General features: G+C 46.5%; 17 protein-coding genes. 8 read left to right on the top strand and 9 right to left on the bottom strand.

Annotated elements, in window-relative coordinates:
- Window positions 1–198 precede the first annotated feature (198 nt).
- Complete coding sequence (locus ACKLNH_RS19950; protein ID WP_413114023.1) at window positions 199–348, bottom strand: hypothetical protein; 150 nt, start codon at window positions 346–348, stop codon at window positions 199–201.
- Window positions 349–380: 32 nt separating this feature from the next.
- On the opposite strand from ACKLNH_RS19950, the gene ACKLNH_RS19945 reads away from it, so the two are divergent.
- Window positions 381–1,355 (top strand): sugar-binding transcriptional regulator, encoded by a 975-nt coding sequence (locus ACKLNH_RS19945; protein ID WP_413114022.1) that lies wholly within the window; start codon window positions 381–383, stop codon window positions 1,353–1,355.
- A gap of 23 nt (window positions 1,356–1,378) precedes the next feature.
- On the top strand, window positions 1,379–2,230 hold the full coding sequence (mepA, locus tag ACKLNH_RS19940; protein WP_413114021.1) for a penicillin-insensitive murein endopeptidase: 852 nt from the start codon (window positions 1,379–1,381) through the stop codon (window positions 2,228–2,230).
- A gap of 1 nt (window position 2,231) precedes the next feature.
- Here the strand turns inward: mepA and ACKLNH_RS19935 are convergent, their stop codons facing one another.
- The 3 genes from ACKLNH_RS19935 to rdgC form a co-directional block, all read right to left on the bottom strand.
- Window positions 2,232–2,486, bottom strand: coding sequence for a YfhL family 4Fe-4S dicluster ferredoxin (locus ACKLNH_RS19935; protein WP_413114020.1), 255 nt, complete (start codon window positions 2,484–2,486; stop codon window positions 2,232–2,234).
- A 4-nt stretch (window positions 2,487–2,490) separates the two neighbouring features.
- Window positions 2,491–3,864, bottom strand: a complete 1,374-nt coding sequence (gene trhP / locus ACKLNH_RS19930; protein ID WP_413114019.1) for a prephenate-dependent tRNA uridine(34) hydroxylase TrhP — start codon at window positions 3,862–3,864, stop codon at window positions 2,491–2,493.
- Window positions 3,865–4,008: 144 nt separating this feature from the next.
- Window positions 4,009–4,920: a recombination-associated protein RdgC gene (gene rdgC, locus ACKLNH_RS19925; protein WP_413114025.1), complete on the bottom strand. Its 912-nt coding sequence runs from the start codon at window positions 4,918–4,920 to the stop codon at window positions 4,009–4,011.
- Between the two features lie 134 nt (window positions 4,921–5,054).
- On the opposite strand from rdgC, the gene ACKLNH_RS19920 reads away from it, so the two are divergent.
- The 5 genes from ACKLNH_RS19920 (at window position 5,055) to ACKLNH_RS19900 (ending at window position 13,243) form a co-directional block, all read left to right on the top strand.
- A complete protein-coding gene (locus ACKLNH_RS19920) occupies window positions 5,055–6,287 on the top strand; it encodes an exonuclease SbcCD subunit D C-terminal domain-containing protein (RefSeq protein WP_413114018.1) in 1,233 nt (410 codons plus the stop codon).
- A 7-nt stretch (window positions 6,288–6,294) separates the two neighbouring features.
- Window positions 6,295–10,044, top strand: a complete 3,750-nt coding sequence (locus ACKLNH_RS19915; protein ID WP_413114017.1) for an AAA family ATPase — start codon at window positions 6,295–6,297, stop codon at window positions 10,042–10,044.
- Window positions 10,045–10,196: 152 nt separating this feature from the next.
- Window positions 10,197–10,886, top strand: a complete 690-nt coding sequence (gene phoB / locus ACKLNH_RS19910; RefSeq protein WP_413114016.1) for a phosphate regulon transcriptional regulator PhoB — start codon at window positions 10,197–10,199, stop codon at window positions 10,884–10,886.
- 58 nt (window positions 10,887–10,944) lie between these two features.
- Window positions 10,945–12,252 carry a phosphate regulon sensor histidine kinase PhoR gene (gene phoR / locus ACKLNH_RS19905; protein ID WP_413114015.1) on the top strand — a complete coding sequence of 436 codons (1,308 nt, stop codon included), beginning with the start codon at window positions 10,945–10,947 and terminating at the stop codon, window positions 12,250–12,252.
- Between the two features lie 25 nt (window positions 12,253–12,277).
- A complete protein-coding gene (locus ACKLNH_RS19900) occupies window positions 12,278–13,243 on the top strand; it encodes a PstS family phosphate ABC transporter substrate-binding protein (RefSeq protein ID WP_413114014.1) in 966 nt (321 codons plus the stop codon).
- A 76-nt stretch (window positions 13,244–13,319) separates the two neighbouring features.
- Here ACKLNH_RS19900 and ACKLNH_RS19895 read toward each other — a convergent pair whose 3' ends face one another.
- The 5 genes from ACKLNH_RS19895 to metN all read right to left on the bottom strand — a co-directional run bounded on the left by ACKLNH_RS19895 (window position 13,320) and on the right by metN (window position 18,504).
- Window positions 13,320–15,035 (bottom strand): proline--tRNA ligase, encoded by a 1,716-nt coding sequence (locus tag ACKLNH_RS19895; RefSeq protein WP_413114013.1) that lies wholly within the window; start codon window positions 15,033–15,035, stop codon window positions 13,320–13,322.
- A 43-nt stretch (window positions 15,036–15,078) separates the two neighbouring features.
- Window positions 15,079–15,783 (bottom strand): tRNA (N6-threonylcarbamoyladenosine(37)-N6)-methyltransferase TrmO, encoded by a 705-nt coding sequence (gene tsaA / locus ACKLNH_RS19890; protein WP_413114012.1) that lies wholly within the window; start codon window positions 15,781–15,783, stop codon window positions 15,079–15,081.
- A gap of 121 nt (window positions 15,784–15,904) precedes the next feature.
- Window positions 15,905–16,714, bottom strand: a complete 810-nt coding sequence (locus ACKLNH_RS19885) for a MetQ/NlpA family lipoprotein (RefSeq protein ID WP_413114024.1) — start codon at window positions 16,712–16,714, stop codon at window positions 15,905–15,907.
- Between the two features lie 79 nt (window positions 16,715–16,793).
- Complete coding sequence (locus ACKLNH_RS19880; RefSeq protein WP_413114011.1) at window positions 16,794–17,480, bottom strand: methionine ABC transporter permease; 687 nt, start codon at window positions 17,478–17,480, stop codon at window positions 16,794–16,796.
- Window positions 17,470–18,504 carry a methionine ABC transporter ATP-binding protein MetN gene (metN, locus tag ACKLNH_RS19875; protein WP_413114010.1) on the bottom strand — a complete coding sequence of 345 codons (1,035 nt, stop codon included), beginning with the start codon at window positions 18,502–18,504 and terminating at the stop codon, window positions 17,470–17,472. Before metN ends, ACKLNH_RS19880 begins: the two co-directional genes overlap by 11 nt.
- A gap of 213 nt (window positions 18,505–18,717) precedes the next feature.
- Between metN and gmhB the strand changes: the two genes are divergently transcribed.
- Entirely contained in the window at window positions 18,718–19,275 is a 558-nt protein-coding gene (gene gmhB, locus ACKLNH_RS19870) for a D-glycero-beta-D-manno-heptose 1,7-bisphosphate 7-phosphatase (RefSeq protein ID WP_413114009.1), read from the top strand.
- The last annotated feature ends 69 nt before the right edge of the window (window positions 19,276–19,344 follow it).

The raw sequence follows: 19,344 nt of genomic DNA, 5'->3' as shown, positions 1-19,344 counted from the left end.
ATAGAAAATCTAATCCTGTTAAAATTTACTATCACCCTATTTTAGCCAGTTAATTTAACCAAAGAGAAATCCTTAGAGCCGTGAAATATTCTATAGTGAAGTAGGTCTATCTGATTGCTGTAAATTAGTGATACCTTATTAAGAACAGGTATTGAAAGGTAGTTATGAAGGCTAAAGTTGTATTGTTGCTAACGAGATTTATTGTTGCACCATTAGCATATAGCGGTCAGGTACTGGTGGTACATAAATGCGATACGCTGAAAGGGTGCAGAGTATCGTATTGAGTAAGTTGGCCGCAGTATAATTGAGCCAGAATCGTTGGTCGTGGGCAGTCACTTTTGCTAGCATAAGTGCAAATCTCCCTCATATAAGAACAGCAAGTGGATCAGTCAGAGAGCTCTCCAGTCGATAGCGAATTACTTACCGAAATATCCATCGCCTACTATCAAGATGGTGAAACACAAGAAGCCATCGCTAAAAAATTTGGTTTATCGCGCATTAAGGTTGGGCGTTTATTAAAAAAGGCGCGAGAAGAAGGGATTGTTGAGATAACGGTTAAATACCACCCTGTATTTAGTGCCAAACTAGAGCAACAACTTAAAGAACGTTTTAAACTAAAGCGGGCCTTGATTGCACTCGATCAACCTGATGACGATACGCAGCGAGAGCGCGTAGCTAGCCTTGCTTCGAATTATCTTACCTCTCAAATTCGTGAACGAACGGTAGTAACAGCAGGACAAGGGCGGAATGTTGCGGCGGTTGCGCAGCACGTGGGAGTAGTACCACAGAAATCTTGTATGTTCATCTCCGGCATTGGTGGTATTCATGAGGAGGAGAGTGGTATTAATGCGGATCATATTTGTCGCCAGCTCGCAAAGAAGTATGGCGGGCAAAGTGAAACGTTATACGCGCCTGCTTATGTAGATGATCAATTGATTAAGCTCGCCTTTATGCGAAATAGTACTGTTAACGGCACTCTAGATAGGGCCCGAAAGGCGGATATTGCTTTAATAGGCGTTGGGGATCTTAATGAAAAGAGTCACTTGGTTAAACTAGGTTGGTTTACGCCGCAAGAAATAATAGAAGCTAAGATAAAAAATGGTGTAGTTGGCGATGTCGCGGGTTACGACTTTATTAACGCTTGTGGTGAGCTGGTAGATACTACTATGAATGGAAGAGTTATCGGCTTAAGCCTAAATGACCTTCGTCGAATACCGACGGTAATTGCAGTGGCCTCAGAAGAGAGTAAGGGATTGGCCTTACTTGGTGCTTTACGTTCAGGGGCGATTGATGTGCTAGCAACGAGTGTGAGTAATGCGACATCAATACTAAACTTGGATAAGCAAATGTCCTAATACATTGATATGTGGGGTAAGTGATGTGTCGTATATTGTCCAAAGCTGCATTTTTACTTTGTATTCTGATAAGCAGAGTAGGCCTGGCGTCGCCTTGGCATGATGTAAAAGCGCCTTCTCTAGGTGAGGCTAATGCAATAGGCTCTTATGCGAATGGTTGTCTTTCTGGTGCCCAAGCGTTGCCTTTAGACGGAGTTGGCTATCAGGTGATCCGCGCATCACGAGAACGTTATTTTGGTCATGCAGAATTGATTGACTTTATACAGGATCTTGGACGAAAAACTAGCCAATTAGGGGGCAGTGACTTACTCATTGGTGATATGTCTATGCCCCGCGGAGGGCACTTTATATCCGGGCATCAAAGCCATCAGACAGGGTTGGATGTTGATATATGGCTTCTTACGGCAAAGCAGAAAATGGATTTAAAGGAACGAGAATCTTTAAATGCTCTCAATGTCGTTGATTTGAAAAATTACCGTATTAACTTTAAGCGTTGGTCAGAAGAACATACGACGCTTATAAGCACAGCAGCAAAAGACGAACGCGTTAGTCGTATTTTTGTTCACCCTGTAATAAAAGAAGCATTGTGCAAAGAAACGTGGTCAGAGCGTGATTGGTTACGTAAAGTCCGTCCTTGGTATGGTCATACATCACATATGCACGTCCGGTTAACTTGTCCCCAAGGGAATGTTGATTGTGTTAATCAATTGCCACCACCAGAAGGGGATGGATGTGGTGCAGAACTCTATTCCTGGCGCCCAAAAGCACAAGCCGTCAAAATAGTAAAAAGTGCCACCAAGAAAAATGAGCCGCCTAAGCGTATTGCAAAAGTAAAGCCTCAACAATGTGAGGCTTTATTGGACGAGAAAGGATAAGTTAAGCAAGCCCTTGTAGTTTTACGAACTTATCGAGGAGCTGCTCATCACTTTCAACATGCTCAGGATCAGTGATAATACATTTGGTTATGGGGCAGACTGATTGACAAGTTGGTTTGTCATAGTGCCCCTTACACTCAGTGCATAGTTCGGGGTTTATTTCATAAAACTCCTCTCCCATACTGATTGCCTCATTTGGGCATTCAGGATCACACATATCACAATTGATGCATTTGGTCGTTATTAATAAGGCCATGAGCTTACTTACCGTGCGGGTTGCGCGTGTTCTCACCAGTATTTAGGTTGCGCATTAGCAGCCCGTATTCGAGTGACATATCACTTGGAACTGGAATATAGACAAAATGACCGTTCCCTTTCGCATCGTCAATCGATTCTGCCTTGCGGTTCTCCATCGCTTCTAGAACGAAGTTAACGTTGCCGTTAGGGGTCATTAATTCGAGATGATCGCCAACAACAAACTTATTCTTAACTTCAACTTCTGCCATTCCTTCGCGACGCTGACCAGTGAACTCACCAACAAACTGCTGCGCATCTGAAACAGAGTAGCCATAATCATAGTTTTGGTATTCGGTATGATTATGACGTTTTAAAAATCCTTCAGTATAGCCACGGTGAGCTAGGCTCTCGAGTGTTCCAAGCAAACTCTCATCAAAAGGCTTTCCATCTACCGCATCATCAATCGCTTTACGATACACCTGAGCGGTACGAGCACAGTAATAGAATGACTTCGTCCGCCCTTCAATTTTCAGTGAATGTACACCCATTTTGGTAAGACGCTCAACATGCTGAACGGCACGTAGATCTTTAGAGTTCATAATATAAGTGCCGTGTTCATCTTCGAACGCAGCCATCTTCTCTCCAGGACGACGCCCTTCCTCTAGTAGTACGACTTCGTCAGTCGGCTTACCAAGACCAAGAGTATTGTCAGGGCGCTCTTCAGCCTGTTGAATTTCAACAATTTGCCCAGCATCGTTCTCGGTTGCTTGCTCAACTTTGTAATCCCAGCGACATGCGTTGGTACAGGTTCCCTGATTTGGGTCTCGTTTATTAATATAACCGGAGAGTAGACAACGACCTGAGTACGCCATGCATAAGGCGCCATGCACGAAAATTTCTAACTCGGTTTCAGGGCAGTGCTCACGAACCTCTTCAATCTCTTCTAAAGAGAGCTCTCGCGAAAGGATAACGCGCTCTACACCTTGTGAGGCCCAGAACTTCACCGTTGCCCAGTTAACAGCATTGGCTTGTACTGATAGGTGAATTGGCACTTCAGGGAAGTTCTCACGAACTAACATGATCAGACCGGGATCTGACATAATTAACGCGTCAGGCCCCATTTCTACGATCGGTTTTAGATCGCGAATGAATGTCTTTAATTTTGAGTTATGTGGTTGAATATTGCAGACCACATAAAGCTTTTTGCCCTGAGCATGTGCTTCATCGATACCTATTTTTAGGTTCTCGTGATTAAATTCATTGTTACGCACGCGCAAGCTATAGCGAGGCTGTCCGGCATAAACAGCGTCAGCACCATAAGCAAAGGCGTAACGCATATTTTTTAGGCTGCCAGCAGGCGAAAGAAGTTCTGGTTTAAACATGGTTCTTGTTCTCATGTCTGATTGCAAATCAGGCCATACCACCTCATGGTATGGAAGGAGGCTGGATTTTACAGGGTTCAGCGCGCAATAAAAAGGGGCTTAACTATGTTAGCCCCAGTAGAGTGTCACTCTAGCGTACCGAATTGGAAATAAATCTTATCAGTCGCGAGCTTCTAGACCACCAAGTGCCTCGAAGAGTGCAGGCATGAAGATCGCCATTTCGCCACAAAATAGTGATAGATCGGCATCAAAACGTTGCGCTACATCTTCACGGTCAATGTCTTCATTTTGATCGCGAATTTCATCAGAGAACTTCACACGTTTGAGTGAAAGGTCATCACCTAAAATAAAGCTAATGCGATCTTGCCAATCGATGGCCAGCTTAGTCACGAGCTTGTCTGCTTCGATATGAGCGAGAATCTCATCGCTAGCTAGGTCTTGCTGCTTACAGCGAATAACGCCGCCATCTTCAAGAATAGCCTTGAATTCAGCCTCTTCACCCATTACAAATCCAGCAGGGCTTGTTTGACTGCGAACCCATTCTGTTAGGGTTAATTCGACGGCTTTTTCTGTTGTCACAGGTACAACTGGAAGGCTCCCCATCGACTTTCTTAGTAACGCAAGGAGATCTTCAGATTTCTTATGGCTGCCCGCATCGACCAAAATAAGGCCTTGCTTTGGCATGATCAGCGCGTAATTTTGACTGTTGCGGCTAAATGCTCGTGGCAATAAATCGATGACAATTTCATCTTTTAAGGCGTCTTTCTCTTTTTTCTTTAATGGACGTCCTTGCTCGCGTTCCATTGCGTCAATTTTATTGCTTAATGACTCTTTAATTACCGAAGCTGGCAACATTTTTTCTTCTTTGCGGGCACAGATCAAGATATTGCCATCGGCAACGTGGGTCATCATATCACCGTGTTTACCCATTGCCGTTACCCAGCCAAACTTCTGTTGGTCTTGGCTGCCACAAGGGGTAAAGCGAAACTCTTCTAACTGCTTTTCTAGTACATCAGCATTGATCTCAATATCACGGCTGAAGCGGTAGGCCAGTATATTTTTGAACCACATCATGTTTGGTGTATTCCTACAGGTCGCATCAAAAACAGCAATGTTATGCGATTCAGATGTTTTTGTCGCGGTTCTTGATAGAATCATTGAAGGAACAACGAACTGTTGCACAATATGGGTGAAACGGCAGCGTAATGAAAATATTGCATACCTCAGACTGGCATTTAGGCCATCAATTACACGGCTATAGCCGGGATATCGAGCATAAACACTTTCTTGATTGGTTAATCGACCTATTGGAAAAAGAGCAAGTAGACGCTCTGTTAGTTGCTGGGGATATCTTTGATACTGCGAATCCGCCGGCTACCGCGTGGCAAATGTTCTATCGCTTTTTAGCTTCGTTAGCAAAACGATTACCGCAGTTAAATGTCGTGATGATTGGCGGCAATCACGACTCACCATCGAAGCTTGATGCTCCACATGAACTGCTTAAAGCTTTCGACTTGCATTTGGTCGGTGGGGTTTCGCGTAACCAAGATGGCATGTTAGATACTGATCGAATGCTAGTTCCGCTAACTAATCAACATGGAGAGGTGGCTGCTTGGGCTCTAGCTGTGCCATTTTTGCGCAGTAGCGATTTACGTACCGAAAACCTAGCAGAAGATGAAGATCGCCTTATTAAAGGCGTTGAGCAACTCTATACGCAAGTGACCGCTGCTGCCTTGGCGCAGCAAAAAGAAGGGCAAGCTTTGATTGGTATGGGGCATGCGTTCATGGCCTCCTCCGTGATATCCGAGATGTCGGAGCGACGTGTATTGGGCGGGAATCAACATGCCTTGCCGGCGAGCCTGTTTGATAATGCATTAAATTATGTCGCCCTTGGACATTTGCATTTGTCGCAGCGGGTGGGGGGGCAGGAGTCGATTCGTTACAGTGGCTCACCGATCCCATTATCGCTATCGGAGCGCAACTACAAGCATCAAGTGCTGATAGTCACGCTAGCTCAAGATCAGCTGCAGTCTGTTACTGCTCACCAAGTACCGAGAGTGGTCGACATACTACGAATACCAGAGTCCCCAGCACCTTTAGATGAGGTATTGCAGCTACTCGCTAACCATGACTTCATCCCCAAAGAGCGATTCTATCAACCGTTATTAGAAGTACAGGTTCTACTCGATAAACCTCAAGCTATGTTGCGTGAAAAGATCATCGCAGCTCTACAAGATAAACCGGTGCGGTTGGCGAAGATTACGCCACATTATAGCCAGCAAGATAATGCCACCAGTTTTCACCATAAACGGCTTGATGAAGTTACTCCCCAACAAGTGTTTAGTTTAAGTTGGCAACAAAAGTACGACGGTGAACCCGATATGCAGCTTGAACGCGCATTTAATGAATTACTTACTCAGATTGAAGATCAGGACTAGTTAGACAATGAAAATACTCGCATTAAGGGGGGAGAACCTTGCCAGCCTGCAAGCCCCATTTGCCATTAGCTTTTCTGACGGTCGGTTGGGTGAAGCAGGGTTATTTGCAATCACAGGGAAAACGGGATCCGGTAAGTCGACCCTATTAGATGCAATATGTTTAGCGTTATATGATCGTATACCAAGGCTGCAAGCCAACAAAAAAAATGATGCTGAAATTGGTCGTGATGATGAAAATAGCCGACTAAAAGCCAATGATGTTCGTAGCATTCTTAGCCGAGGTAAAGCTGAAGGATTTGCTGAGGTGGACTTTCAAGCACATGATGGCACCGAGTGGCGTGCGCATTGGCGAGTACGACGAGCTAGAGGGCGCGCGGAAGGACGAATCCAACCTTCTGAGCAGTGGCTGGAAAACCGACAGACAGGGCAGCGCTTTGCCGGAAAAAAACAAGAACTGCAAATCGAAATAGAACGTCTTATCGGCTTGAGTTTTGAGCAATTTCGCCGAGCTGTTATGTTGCCGCAAGGGGAGTTTGCAGCCTTTTTGAAAGCAGGGTCAGATGAACGTGCGGCCTTGCTAGAGCGAATGACCGGTGGAGAGATCTATAGCCGTCTGTCAATGGCAGCACATGAACGGTCGCGTGATGAAAAATTAAAACTGGAGCAGTTGCAGCAACAACTTGGCGGGATAGAGTTACTCGATGATGACGCGATCTCCGCTCTGCGCGAACAGCTGACCACGCTAGAGCAAGCAAAGCAGCACAGCGATGTGAATTTACAACACGCCTCTGGTTATCAACAATCGCTGACGGATTATCATCATGCCGAAAGCAGCGTTAAACAAGCGAACACCGCGAGAGATGAAGCGCAGCAGGCCCGAAATGCAGCACAGTCACGTATCGATTACTACCAGCGTGCTGAGCAAGTACAACCAGCCCGTCAAACAGTAGAAGCGCTAGAAAAAAATCAACAGCAACAAGCAGCGAAGGCGCAGGCCCAGTCAGAGTTGCAACAGCACCTTAATGCAACAAACATTGCTTTAATTGCCAGCGATGAGCAGGTAGTAAAGCAACAACAGGCCTACCTGCGTGTAGAAGAGAGCGAACAGGCGCAAACCCCGAAATTGAAAGCCGCGCTAGCACTCGAGACACAATGCACGGAAAAACAGCATCAAATCGACGCGTTGAACCAGCGAGAGCAACAACTAAATCTGCAAAGACAGCGTGCAGAGCAACAACTTGCCGACGTTGAAAAAGAGCAGCAGCAATGCCGACAGCAACAGCGAACTCACCAAGACTACTTGACCCAGCATCAACGATTCGCGCCATTAGCGCCTCATGCTGACACCATAGTTGATAACTTACAGCAGTATCAACGGGCGCGCCAACAATGCGAACAGCAACAACAACAATCTCAGCAGTTGCAAGTGCAGCAAGCACAGCAGCAGCAAGCACTAGCATGGGTGCTCAATGAGCAGGAACAACTAGATCAGCAACGCAAGAATATTGAGCGGCAGCTTGTGGCGATAGAATCAGAGCAGTTGGTTTCGCGTCAAGGCGAATACCAGCAAGCTTATGCGGAAAAATCAAAGCAGTTGGAGCGGTTAAATCAAACCCACGCATCGATTCAAGAGTGGAATAAGTATGAAGAGCGTTATCAAGCCATAGAGGCTGAGCGAGCGCAGATTGAAAAAGAATACGTTGCATGTACGAATGAGTACGAGCAGTTACTGCCTGAGTTGGATAAATTGCGTATTCAACATGAAGAGGCGCAGCGCAGTTTAGAATTAAGTCGCGCAACATTAGCATTAGAGGAACATCGTGTACTTTTAGAAGATGACGTCTCTTGTCCACTGTGTGGAAGTAAAGAGCACCCGTATGTGACTCAACACCCGGTGGTTGATGGTATTTATCAACAACAGCAGCAGCGGATTGAGCAACTGCAGCATCGCTACCAACAATGTGACGCACAGCGCCATTATTTAATGCGCCAGTTACAGCACCTATCTCAACGAAATCAGCAATTAGAAAAAGAAAGTGCCCATTTCAATGAATTGCGTCAGCAGCGGCAAGTTCAGTTGCAAATGCTAATTGGTAGCGACGTTACTGTTTGCCAGCAAACGTTGCGACAAATCAGCACCCAACAGCAAGCGGAAGCAACGGTATTACGCCAACAACTACAAGAGTTGGACGAGCACTTTCAGGCCGTAATAAAGCAGCTTCAGCAGGCGGGGCAATGGCAGCAGCAGCTGGAACAATTACTCAATATAGAAAAACAGCAGTCGCAGCAAAACCAATCGCTGATGCAACAAGGGGTTCAATTTGAAGAACAACTGAAAGCGTTGAAAGACAGTGAGCAGCAATCTCGTGCGGTAATGCAAGAGCGTGCCGAGACCTTAACGCAGCTGTTCGCTGGCTTAGAATGGCAACAACTTCTGCAGCATGAGTCATACCGACAACAGTTCCAGCAACAGATCCTCATGTATTTGGATAGCCAGCATCAGGAAGCGGTGGTCGCACAGCGTCTACATGATTTACAACCGCTGCTGAGTGAGTTACGCACAGGACTGGAACGAGATAGCCAACTATTGTCGACGACACAGCAACAACAGCAAAGCTTGCAACATGAACTCAAACAATTATGGATTGAGCGGGTTGAGCTGGTGGGAGAGCGTCGCCTTGCCGATATTGAAGAACACCTAAAAGCTGTAAGCTTCCAAGCTCGCCAAGCCTTGAATCAAGCAGAAGCCGAGAGGCGTGCTCTAGGGGAAAAAAGCAACTTACAGCAGCAAGAGTTGCAGTGGCTAATAACACAGTGTCAGCAGCTAGATACTGAAGCGCAGCTGCTTATCGAGCGCAAAACGACTTGGTTGGAGACCCTTTCTTTGTCTGAGCTAGAGCTGTCTACGTTGCTAGGGCACAATGCGGAGTGGTTGGCGAAAGAAGCACAAGCGATAAAAGCCCTTGATGACGCGATAGCCGAGGCTGGAACACGTGTTGAAGAGCGCCAACATGCACTGATACAGCGAACAGAACGACTTAACGCATTAAAACAGTGGTTAGAGATGGAAGAGTGCGAAGATCTTTCGTTGATAGAAACGCAACTCAATGCGCACGTACAAACACTTCAATCGAATAAAAAAGCCCAAGAAAGCCAGTTTTTTGACGTTAGTCAACGTTATCACAGCGCATTGCAAGCAAGAGAGCAAGCAGGTGCACTGGAGAAACAGTGGTTGCAGCAGCGCGGTATAACAGAAACATGGCTTAAACTGAATGAGTTAATCGGCTCGGCAACGGGCAGCAAGTTCCGCTCGTTAGCGCAAGGCTTGACCCTGCAGCAACTGGTCATATTGGCAAATGAACACCTCAAAGATTTAGCTCCTCGTTACGCCTTACAAGCTGTTCCAGGAGCACCGTTAGCCCTTCAAGTTGTCGACCATGATATGGGCGATGAGGTACGAAGTGTGGAATCCCTTTCAGGAGGTGAGAGCTTTTTGCTCTCGCTGGCACTCGCTTTAGCATTGGCCTCATTGGCGGCGGATACACGTCAGCTAGGATCGTTGTTCATTGATGAAGGATTTGGGACGCTAGATCCGGATAGTTTAGAAATGGCGGTGGCCTGTTTAGATGCACTGCAAGCCGATGGGCGTCAAATTGGGGTGATCTCTCATGTATCGACGCTCGTTGAACGGATTGGTGTACAGGTTAACGTCGAAGCGCAAGGCGGAGGACAAAGTCGAATATCCATTAAAGATTAATTGATTGGCAAAGATCGGGTGAATAAATAGATGACTTGTCGACATTTATCAGTATGTTGAAATTTCACCCGAGGTCACAAAAGTGTCATAATAAAAACACATAATGACCCCATTAAATTGAGTTCATAACGTTCACAGGGTTAGTAGACAAAATGGTTAAACGTATTCTAGTAGTAGAAGATGAAGCTCCGATTCGAGAAATGCTTTGCTTCGTACTTGAACAGAAAGGCTATCACGCCGTAGAAGCGGAAGATTATAACTCAGCCCTCGAGAAGATATGCGAGCCGTACCCTGAGCTTATCTTGCTTGATTGGATGTTACCAGGCGGCACTGGGATTAATCTCATCAAACACTTAAAGCGCGATGAGATGACACGCCAGATCCCTGTGGTGATGTTAACCGCCCGGGGTGAAGAAGAAGACAAAGTGCGCGGGCTAGAAGTCGGCGCAGATGATTACATCACCAAACCGTTTTCTCCGAAAGAGTTGATGGCACGCTTGAAGGCCGTTATGCGTCGTGTGTCGCCAACCGCGTTGGATGATGTGATTGATGTTCAAGGGCTAAAGCTTGACCCAGTTTCTCACCGCGTGACATCAAATGATCAGCCGCTAGATATGGGGCCAACCGAGTTTAAGATGCTGCACTTCTTCATGACGCACCAAGAGCGGGTGTATAGTCGTGAGCAGTTGCTCAACCAAGTTTGGGGAACGAACGTTTACGTGGAAGACCGAACCGTTGATGTGCATATCCGTCGTTTGCGTAAGGCATTAGAGACAGATGGACACGACAAGATGGTTCAAACGGTGCGTGGCGCTGGCTACCGTTTCTCAACTCGCGTATAGCATCATCAGTAGTAAATTCAGCGACGGGTTGACCCGGTCGCTGTAAAATGGAGATACAATGGTCGAACGACTATCATGGAAAAAGCTGGCTCGAGAGCTGGCTTTTTTTTACCTTCCTTGGACGGTACTAGGCTTTGTCTTTGGCAACATGGTCTGGTTCTTACTAGTGGCATCCTGGGTATTATTGCTCTGGCATTACTACCATCAGTTAAAGATGTCCGATTGGTTGTGGAAAGAGCGTAGTTTAACCCCGCCTTCAGGTTCAGGGAGCTGGGAACCGTTATTTAATGGTATCTACCGCTTACAGATCCGCAATCGACGCCGTCGTAAAGAGTTGGCGACGGTCATTCGCCGCTTCCGTGGCGGAGCAGAGGCAATGCCAGATGCGCTGGTGGTCTTTCGAAACGAAGGGCATATTGTTTGGTGCAATAAACTCGCCCAACATGTATTAGGCTTTCGTTGGCCAGATGATGCAGGCCAACCGATCAATAATTTGCTACGCAGCCCCGATTTTGTTCGTTACTTAACCAAGCGTCAGTTTGATAACCCTATCGAGATCACCGCGCCGACCAATCCAGATCGCACACTTGAGCTGCGGATAATGCCATACACTGATGGTGAATATATTATGGTGGCTCGAGATGTATCTCAAGTGAAGCAGTTGGAAGGCATGCGACGTAACTTTTTCGCCAATGTCTCTCATGAGTTGCGTACGCCGATGACAGTCTTGCAGGGTTATCTCGAAATGACGACTGATCCAGATATGATGCCGCGCCCGATGTGGGATAAAGCTCATGGGGTAATGACAGAACAATTAGGACGTATGGCCGGTCTGGTGAATCAATTACTCACTCTATCAAAGATTGAAGCTGCTCCAGTGGTTGAGCTATCCGAAGTGGTAGACGTACCATCGATTTTAGAAATTCTGGAAAAAGAAGCCATCTCATTGAGCGGCGACAAGCAGCAGCAATTTCACTTTTCGATAGAGCCCGGTTTGAAAGTGTTCGCTGATGAGGATCAACTACGAAGTGCGATCTCTAACCTTGTCTACAATGCAGTAAAGCATACGCCAGCAGAAGCCTGTATTAAAGTAAACTGGTTTAGTAGCACCAAGGGGCCGCGCCTCGAAGTGACGGACAGCGGTGAAGGCATCGCTCCGCAACATATTCATCGTTTAACGGAACGTTTTTATCGCGTCGATAAGGCGCGCTCTCGGGAGACTGGTGGTAGTGGGTTAGGTTTGGCGATAGTGAAACATGCACTGAGCCATCATGATTCGCAGCTCGAGATAGCTAGCCAGCCGGGGGAGGGCAGTACATTTGCCTTTACGTTGCCAGAACGGTTGATAGCAGGCGCCTTAGTATGAAGTCAAAGTACCGAGGAGCCTACTGATGAGTTGCATGAAGAAACTGAAGGTTGCCTTAGTTGCCAGTTGCTTACTAAGTAGTAGTCACGTGTGGGCACTCAATGATACGCTTCCTGCTTACCACAAAGTGGCTGGTATTTCAGGTAGCTTGAGTTCAATGGGGTCAGATACCTTGTCAGGGTTAATGACGATGTGGGCCGAAGAGTTTAATCGCTATTATCCCAACATCATGATAGAGATTCAGTCGGCAGGATCGTCTACAGCGCCGACTGCATTGACAGAAGCAACGACCCAGTTTGGGCCGATGAGTCGCCCAATGCACTTACGTGAAATCGACGCTTTTGAACGGGAGTTTGGCTACAAGCCGACCGCGATTCGAGTGGCTATCGATGCGCTGGCTGTTTTTGTTCATCAGGATAACCCATTGCAAGGGCTGAACTTTCAGCAGCTGGATGCGATTTTTTCTCGCACATTGCATTGTGGCGCTTCACAGCAGATAACGCAGTGGGCTGATCTTGGTTTAGACGGTATCTGGCGTAACCGCGATATTCAGCTGTTTGGGCGTAACTCAGTGTCAGGGACATATGGTTACTTCAAACAAAAGGCATTGTGCCGCGGAGATTTCGTTGCGCGCTTCAATGAACAACCGGGTTCAGCGTCCGTCGTGCAGTCTATCTCTACCTCGTTAAATTCAATCGGCTTTTCCGGAATAGGTTATACCACCTCTGCTGTTAGGCCATTAGCGATTGCAGAGTTAGGCGATGATTATATCGAAGCCAGTATGGAAAATATTGCGAGTGGTGAATATCCGCTATCACGCTTCTTATACGTTTATATAAACAAGCATCCCAGCCAGCCTTTAGGTCCGTTGGAGAATGAATTTGTACGCTTTATTCTCTCCGAACAAGGGCAACAGCTGGTGGCGCGCGAAGGTTATGTGCCACTGCCATCGAACGTAGCAGTGCAAGAGAGGGAGCGCTTAGGGCTGTGACAATAGGGTTAAGCGATAGAATATAAGCGTTAAAAAAGGGCCAGTTGGCCCTTTTTTATTTGCTTAGCAGTGAGATTTACACCAGTTTCGCTTTGATGAAGTCAGCAATTGCTTCCGCAGAGACTGGCTCTTTTTCACCAGTACGGCGGTCTTTATACTCAACTTCACCATTCTTCAAGCTGCGATCGCCAATCACAACGGTGTGCGGCACACCAGTGAGCTCGGCATCTGCAAACATAACGCCAGGGCGCTCTTTACGGTCATCGAAGAGTACTTCGATACCTGCAGCGGTAAGATCGTTATACAGTGCCTCTGCAGCTTCACGAACAGCGTCTGATTTGTGCATGTTCATTGGTACAATTGTCACTTGGAAAGGCGCTAGCGCTGTAGGCCAGATAACACCGTTCTCGTCATGGTTCTGCTCGATGGCTGCAGCCACAACACGTGATACACCGATACCGTAACAGCCCATCTCAAGGATCGTATGTTTGCCGTCAGCACCCAGTACGCCACAGTTCATCTTTTCAGAGTAGTTGGTACCCAACTGGAAGATGTGACCGACTTCGATACCACGTTTAAGTTGAATAGTGCCATTACCACATGGGCTTGGGTCACCTTCAACCACATTACGTAGATCTTCGACTTGACCGAGTTCAACATCACGACCCCAGTTAATACCGAAGTAGTGTTTGTCATCAATGTTAGCGCCAGCACCAAAGTCACTCATTACTGCAACAGTGCGGTCAACGATGAATGGCAGTTCAAGGCCAACAGGGCCTAGTGAGCCAGGACCTGCGTTAATAAGGGCACGAATCTCTTCTTCTGTTGCCATCTCTAGTGGAGAAGCAACTTCTTTAAGGTTTTCAGCTTTAACTTCGTTTAGCTCGTGGTCACCACGGACGATAAGTGCAATTAGCTCTGCATCTACCTCCTCAGAAGCTTTAACAAACAGTGTCTTAACCGTTTTTTCGATCGGCAGGTCAAATTGCTCTACCAGCTCAGCAATGGTTTTAGCGTTTGGCGTATCAACCAACGTCATTTCTTGCGTTGGTGCCGCTAGTGGCGTTGCTGGCGCAAGTGCTTCAGCTTTCTCGATGTTCGCTGCGTAATCAGATTCCGTTGAGAAGGCAATTAAGTCTTCACCACTCTCTGCTAATACGTGGAATTCATGTGAGGCGCTACCACCAATTGCACCGGTATCAGCCAGTACTGGACGGTAATCAAGGCCCATGCGATCGAAAGCTTTACAGTACGCTTCATGCATCGCTTGGTAAGATTTTTGTAAACCTTCTTTATCGATGTCAAAGCTGTAAGCATCCATCATGCTAAATTCACGTGCACGCATCACACCAAAGCGTGGGCGACGCTCGTCACGGAACTTAGTTTGGATCTGGTAAAGATTAAGTGGCAATTGCTTGTATGAGCTTACCTCGTTACGTACTAGGCTAGTAACCACTTCTTCAGCTGTCGGACTAAGCACAAACGGACGTTCATGACGATCAGTAAAGCGCAGCAGTTCCGCGCCCATTTTTTCTGAACGGCCAGTCTCTTCCCATAGCTCAAACGGTTGAACAACGGGCATCAAGGTCTCAACAGCACCTGCGTTATTGATCTCTTCGCGAACAATGTTTTCGACTTTACGCAGAACACGCAGACCGGTTGGTAGCCAAGTGTATAGACCTGAAGCTAGCTTGCGGATCATGCCGGCACGTAGCATCAGCTGGTGGCTGATAACTTCTGCGTCGTTTGGTGTTTCCTTCAGTGTAGAGAGAAGGTATTTACTGGTACGCATTGATGGGTATCCGTTGGTTGATAAAAATTATAAGCTGAGTAGTTTAGCAGCCATTTTCTGATTGGCAAATGGTCTCTACTGCGGTAACTAAGACCATATCCTGATTTACTCTGAATTTGACGTTAAAATTAAACAGGTGTACCGCATACTCTTTAGGGTCTGGCTTATTTTTCTTGTAAGCAGGGCGAGGATCTTGTGCTAAAACCTCTCGAATCACCTGAGCCTGGTGGGCGGTTAGCGTTTTTAAGCTTGCAAGGCTAAATTCAACCGCAATAGTATCAGGCTCTTGCGCGGCAAAGCCCGCATTGGCATCGGTAAGGCTATCGGAGTAAGGAATGTACGGCTTAATGTCGATAATGGGTGTGCCATCGACAAGATCGACCCCACCGAGATGCAAGATCACGCTGTCGCCATGCTGCTTTACTGCTTTAAGGCTGACTGCCGACATGCCGATACCGTTAGGACGAAAGGTGGCGCGACTAGCAAAAACACCGACACGTTCATTGCCACCTAGTCGAGGTGGGCGAATCGTCGGACGCCAACCGGCACTTAAATTTTGATCAAAAAGAAATAGCAGCCAGAGATGGCTGAACTGCTCGATTCCTCGTACTGACTCAATGCAATTGGCTTCTCCGCAGAGATGTAATTCAGCAGTTGCACTAGGCACTAACCCAGGTTGACGTGGAACAGCAAACTTCTCTTTATAAGGGGTATGGATAATGCCAATAGGCTCTATGGAATAACTCATTACGGTTTTCTGGGGCTTAAATGTGTATCAAGCCTAGCATAAAGCCCAAGCATACGCAGCGGATGGAACAAAAACGCCCTTCAGGGAAGGGCGTGAAATTTTTGCTTATCAGTGATTAAGATTACCAGCCTTTAACCACGCCACCTTGGAAAATCTCAAGAGCAGCGTTATAGACTTCCTCTGATTGGTAAGACTGTACAAACGTCTGCACTGCTTCACTATCGAGATTATCCTGGCGAGACGCAATCAGGTTAACGTAAGGTGACTCTTTATCTTCAACAAAAACACCATCACGCTCAGGTGTTAGATTGATGCTGCTGGCATAGGTGGTGTTGATAATCGCCAGTTCAACATCTTGTAGAGAACGAGGCAGTTGCGCGGCTTCTAGTTCGATAATCTGAAGGTCGCGAGGGTTTTCAACAATATCCAATACTGTTGCTAATAAGCCAACGTTGTCTTTTAGTTTGATCAAACCTTGCTGCTCAAGCAGTAACAGTGAACGGCCAAGGTTGGTTGGGTCGTTAGGTACTGCGATTTGTGCACCGTTCACGATTTCCTCTAGGCTTTCAATTTTGCTTGAGTAGCCTGCGATAGGATAGACAAACGTATTACCAGCGATAGCTAGCTTGTAGCCACGGTCTTCAATTTGCTGGTCGAGGTATGGTTTATGCTGGAATGCGTTCAGATCGATAGAGCCTTCATCCAGTGCGGCGTTTGGCGTAACGTAATCAGTAAACGTTACCAGCTCAACCTCAAGCCCGTATTTGTCTTTTGCTACTTTGACAGCGATCTCTGCGACTTGCTCTTCAGCGCCAGCCATAACACCGACTTTAATTTTATTGTTGTTGCTGCCATTGTCACCACAACCCGTTAACGCTAGTACTGAGACTAAGCCTGCTGCTGTCAAAATTGATTTTAAGTTAAACGCCATCATTTACTCCTTAATTAAGATACTGGATCGCGCTCCGGCGAGTCCGGTTCCGTTGTGCTTGCTATATAGTTATTTATTATTAACGGTGATCGACTTTGCTGACCAAGCGATCACCGGTGGATTGAATCAGTTGTACTAGAATGACCAGTAAAATGACCGTGATCGCCATTACTGTGCCGTCAAAGCGTTGATAGCCGTAGCGGATACCGACATCCCCTAAACCGCCGCCACCGACCGTTCCAGCCATCGCCGAATAACCCACTAGGGTGACGAGCGTAATGGTTACCGCATTAATAATGCCGGGAAGTGCTTCAGGTAATAGAACTTTAATAATAATTTGCGTTGGTGTGGCGCCCATTGCTTGTGCTGCTTCCACCAATCCAGATGGCACCTCAATTAGTGCCCCTTCAACAAGGCGTGCAATAAAAGGAATAGCTGCAACGGTAAGCGGAACGATAGCCGCAGATGTACCGATAGAGCTGCCCACGACGAATCGAGTAAATGGAATGATCGCGACCAGCAATATAATAAATGGGATCGATCGCCCTATATTAACTAAAATGGCTAGGCAGCGATTAACCAAGGGAGAAGCCGCTAGCCCACCCGGTTTGGTAATTTGCAATGCAACACCGAGAGGGATACCGACGAGAAAACCAATCAGTCCCGACATTAGGACCATGACGAGAGTTTGACCCGTTGCATCAATGAGTAAGTTAACTAAGCGGCTATTATCTGTAAACCAAGCGGATAGGGAATTAATCAACATAACCGAGAACCTCAACTTGAACTTTATGATCGCGAATAAAAGTCAATGCGCTGTCAATGGCGCTTTCTGTACCAAAGAACTCAGCCAGCATTAGGCCAAACTTGATCCCTCCTGCGTAATCCATATCTGAATTGAGGATGCTGATGTCGATGTTGAACTCCCGAGCGACTTGGCTAATTAGAGGTGCGTCTACGGAAGCGCCGGTAAACTCGAGCCTAACAAGAGGGTAGCGGCCATCCTCATTGCTGCTGTGTAAGCGTTGGCGATAGTCTTCTGGAATTGAAAGATCGAGCGTTGAACGAATAAACTCTTTCGCTAGCACTGTTTTCGGGTGCGCAAAGACATCAGCGATTGGCCCTTTTTCGACCAGCTCACCGTCTCCAATGATCGCAACTTCATGGCAAATATTTTTCACTACATCCATTTCGTGTGTAATAAGCAAGATGGTGAGATCTAGCTTTTGATTGATCTCTTGAAGTAGCGCGAGGATTGATTGTGTTGTGGCAGGGTCTAGGGCGCTGGTCGCTTCATCACATAGCAGCACTTTAGGGTCGCTTGCTAATGCTCGAGCGATAGCAACACGCTGCTTTTGGCCGCCGCTCAAGTTTGCAGGATATGCACTATGCTTGTCAGATAAGCCAACAAGCTCAAGTAGCTCAGTGACTTTTGCTGTGATTTTTCCTTTTGATTCCCCAGCAAGCTCAAGTGGTAGAGCCACATTAGCAAACACTGTGCGAGATGAAAGCAAGTTGAAGTGTTGAAAGATCATGCCGATCTTACGTCGTGCCTGCGTCAATTCGCGGCTTGAAAGGGCAGTAAGTTCGACATCATCAACAATCACTGACCCAGAAGTTGGTTGTTCGAGTAAGTTGACACAACGGATGAGGGTACTTTTACCTGCACCAGATGAGCCGATAACACCGAAGATAGTGCCAGGGGCTATGCGTAGGTTGATATCTTTCAGGGCATGAATTTGCTTGCTTCCCTGATGAAATACCTTATTAACGTGGTTGATTTCTATCATTCCGTCCCCTGATATATGTTGCTAATTCCTGTATTCACAGCACAAAGCCATTTAATGTTTGTGCTGAATAGTGGTATCGATGTTAAGGCGTCTGGACGTCCAAGTCAATAGAGGTATTTACATCTGGACGTCTAAACGCCCCTTTAATCTGGTGATTATTCAGAGATGGCATGTAATAATTCACTAAGCATTTACTAATTAGAGGGCTTTATTGTGGCCAAACCTGCTGTATTTATTGATCGTGATGGCGTGATTAATGTTGATCATGGCTATGTACATACCACAGATGATTTTGAGTATATAGATGGTGTATTCGAAGCTTGCCAGCAGCTTAAAGCGATGGGCTACTTACTGGTGTTGGTAACGAACCAATCAGGCATTGCTCGTGGCATGTTTAGTGAAGACGACTTCTTGACGCTAACTGAATGGATGGACTGGAACTTTGTCGATAACGGGGTGGAGTTTGATGGTATCTATTACTGCCCGCATCACCCAGACAAAGGAGTTGGTGACTATAAGCAAGATTGTGAATGCCGTAAGCCAAAGCCGGGCATGCTTCTTTCTGCGCGAGACTATTTGAAAATAGATATGGCCAATTCAGTAATGATAGGCGATAAAGCGGAAGACATGATGGCGGCGAAAGCTGCTGAAGTGAAGACGCGTGTCTTAGTTAGAACAGGAAAACCTGTGACAGAGCAAGGAGAAGGATTGGCGACAGCGGTTGTTGATAGTGTTGCTGATGTCCCAGTACTGCTAAAATCATTGGCTTAAATGCGTTTTTGATTAAATTCTCAGCAAACGATATTTTTTTTGAAATTACCTCTTGCGGATATTTTAAAG

The organism is Thaumasiovibrio clandestinus, from assembly GCF_047250365.1.
Taxonomy (GTDB): domain Bacteria; phylum Pseudomonadota; class Gammaproteobacteria; order Enterobacterales; family Vibrionaceae; genus Thaumasiovibrio.
The sequence above is the reverse complement of the archived record's forward strand: the minus strand, read 5'-3'. Positions and strand labels throughout refer to the sequence as shown.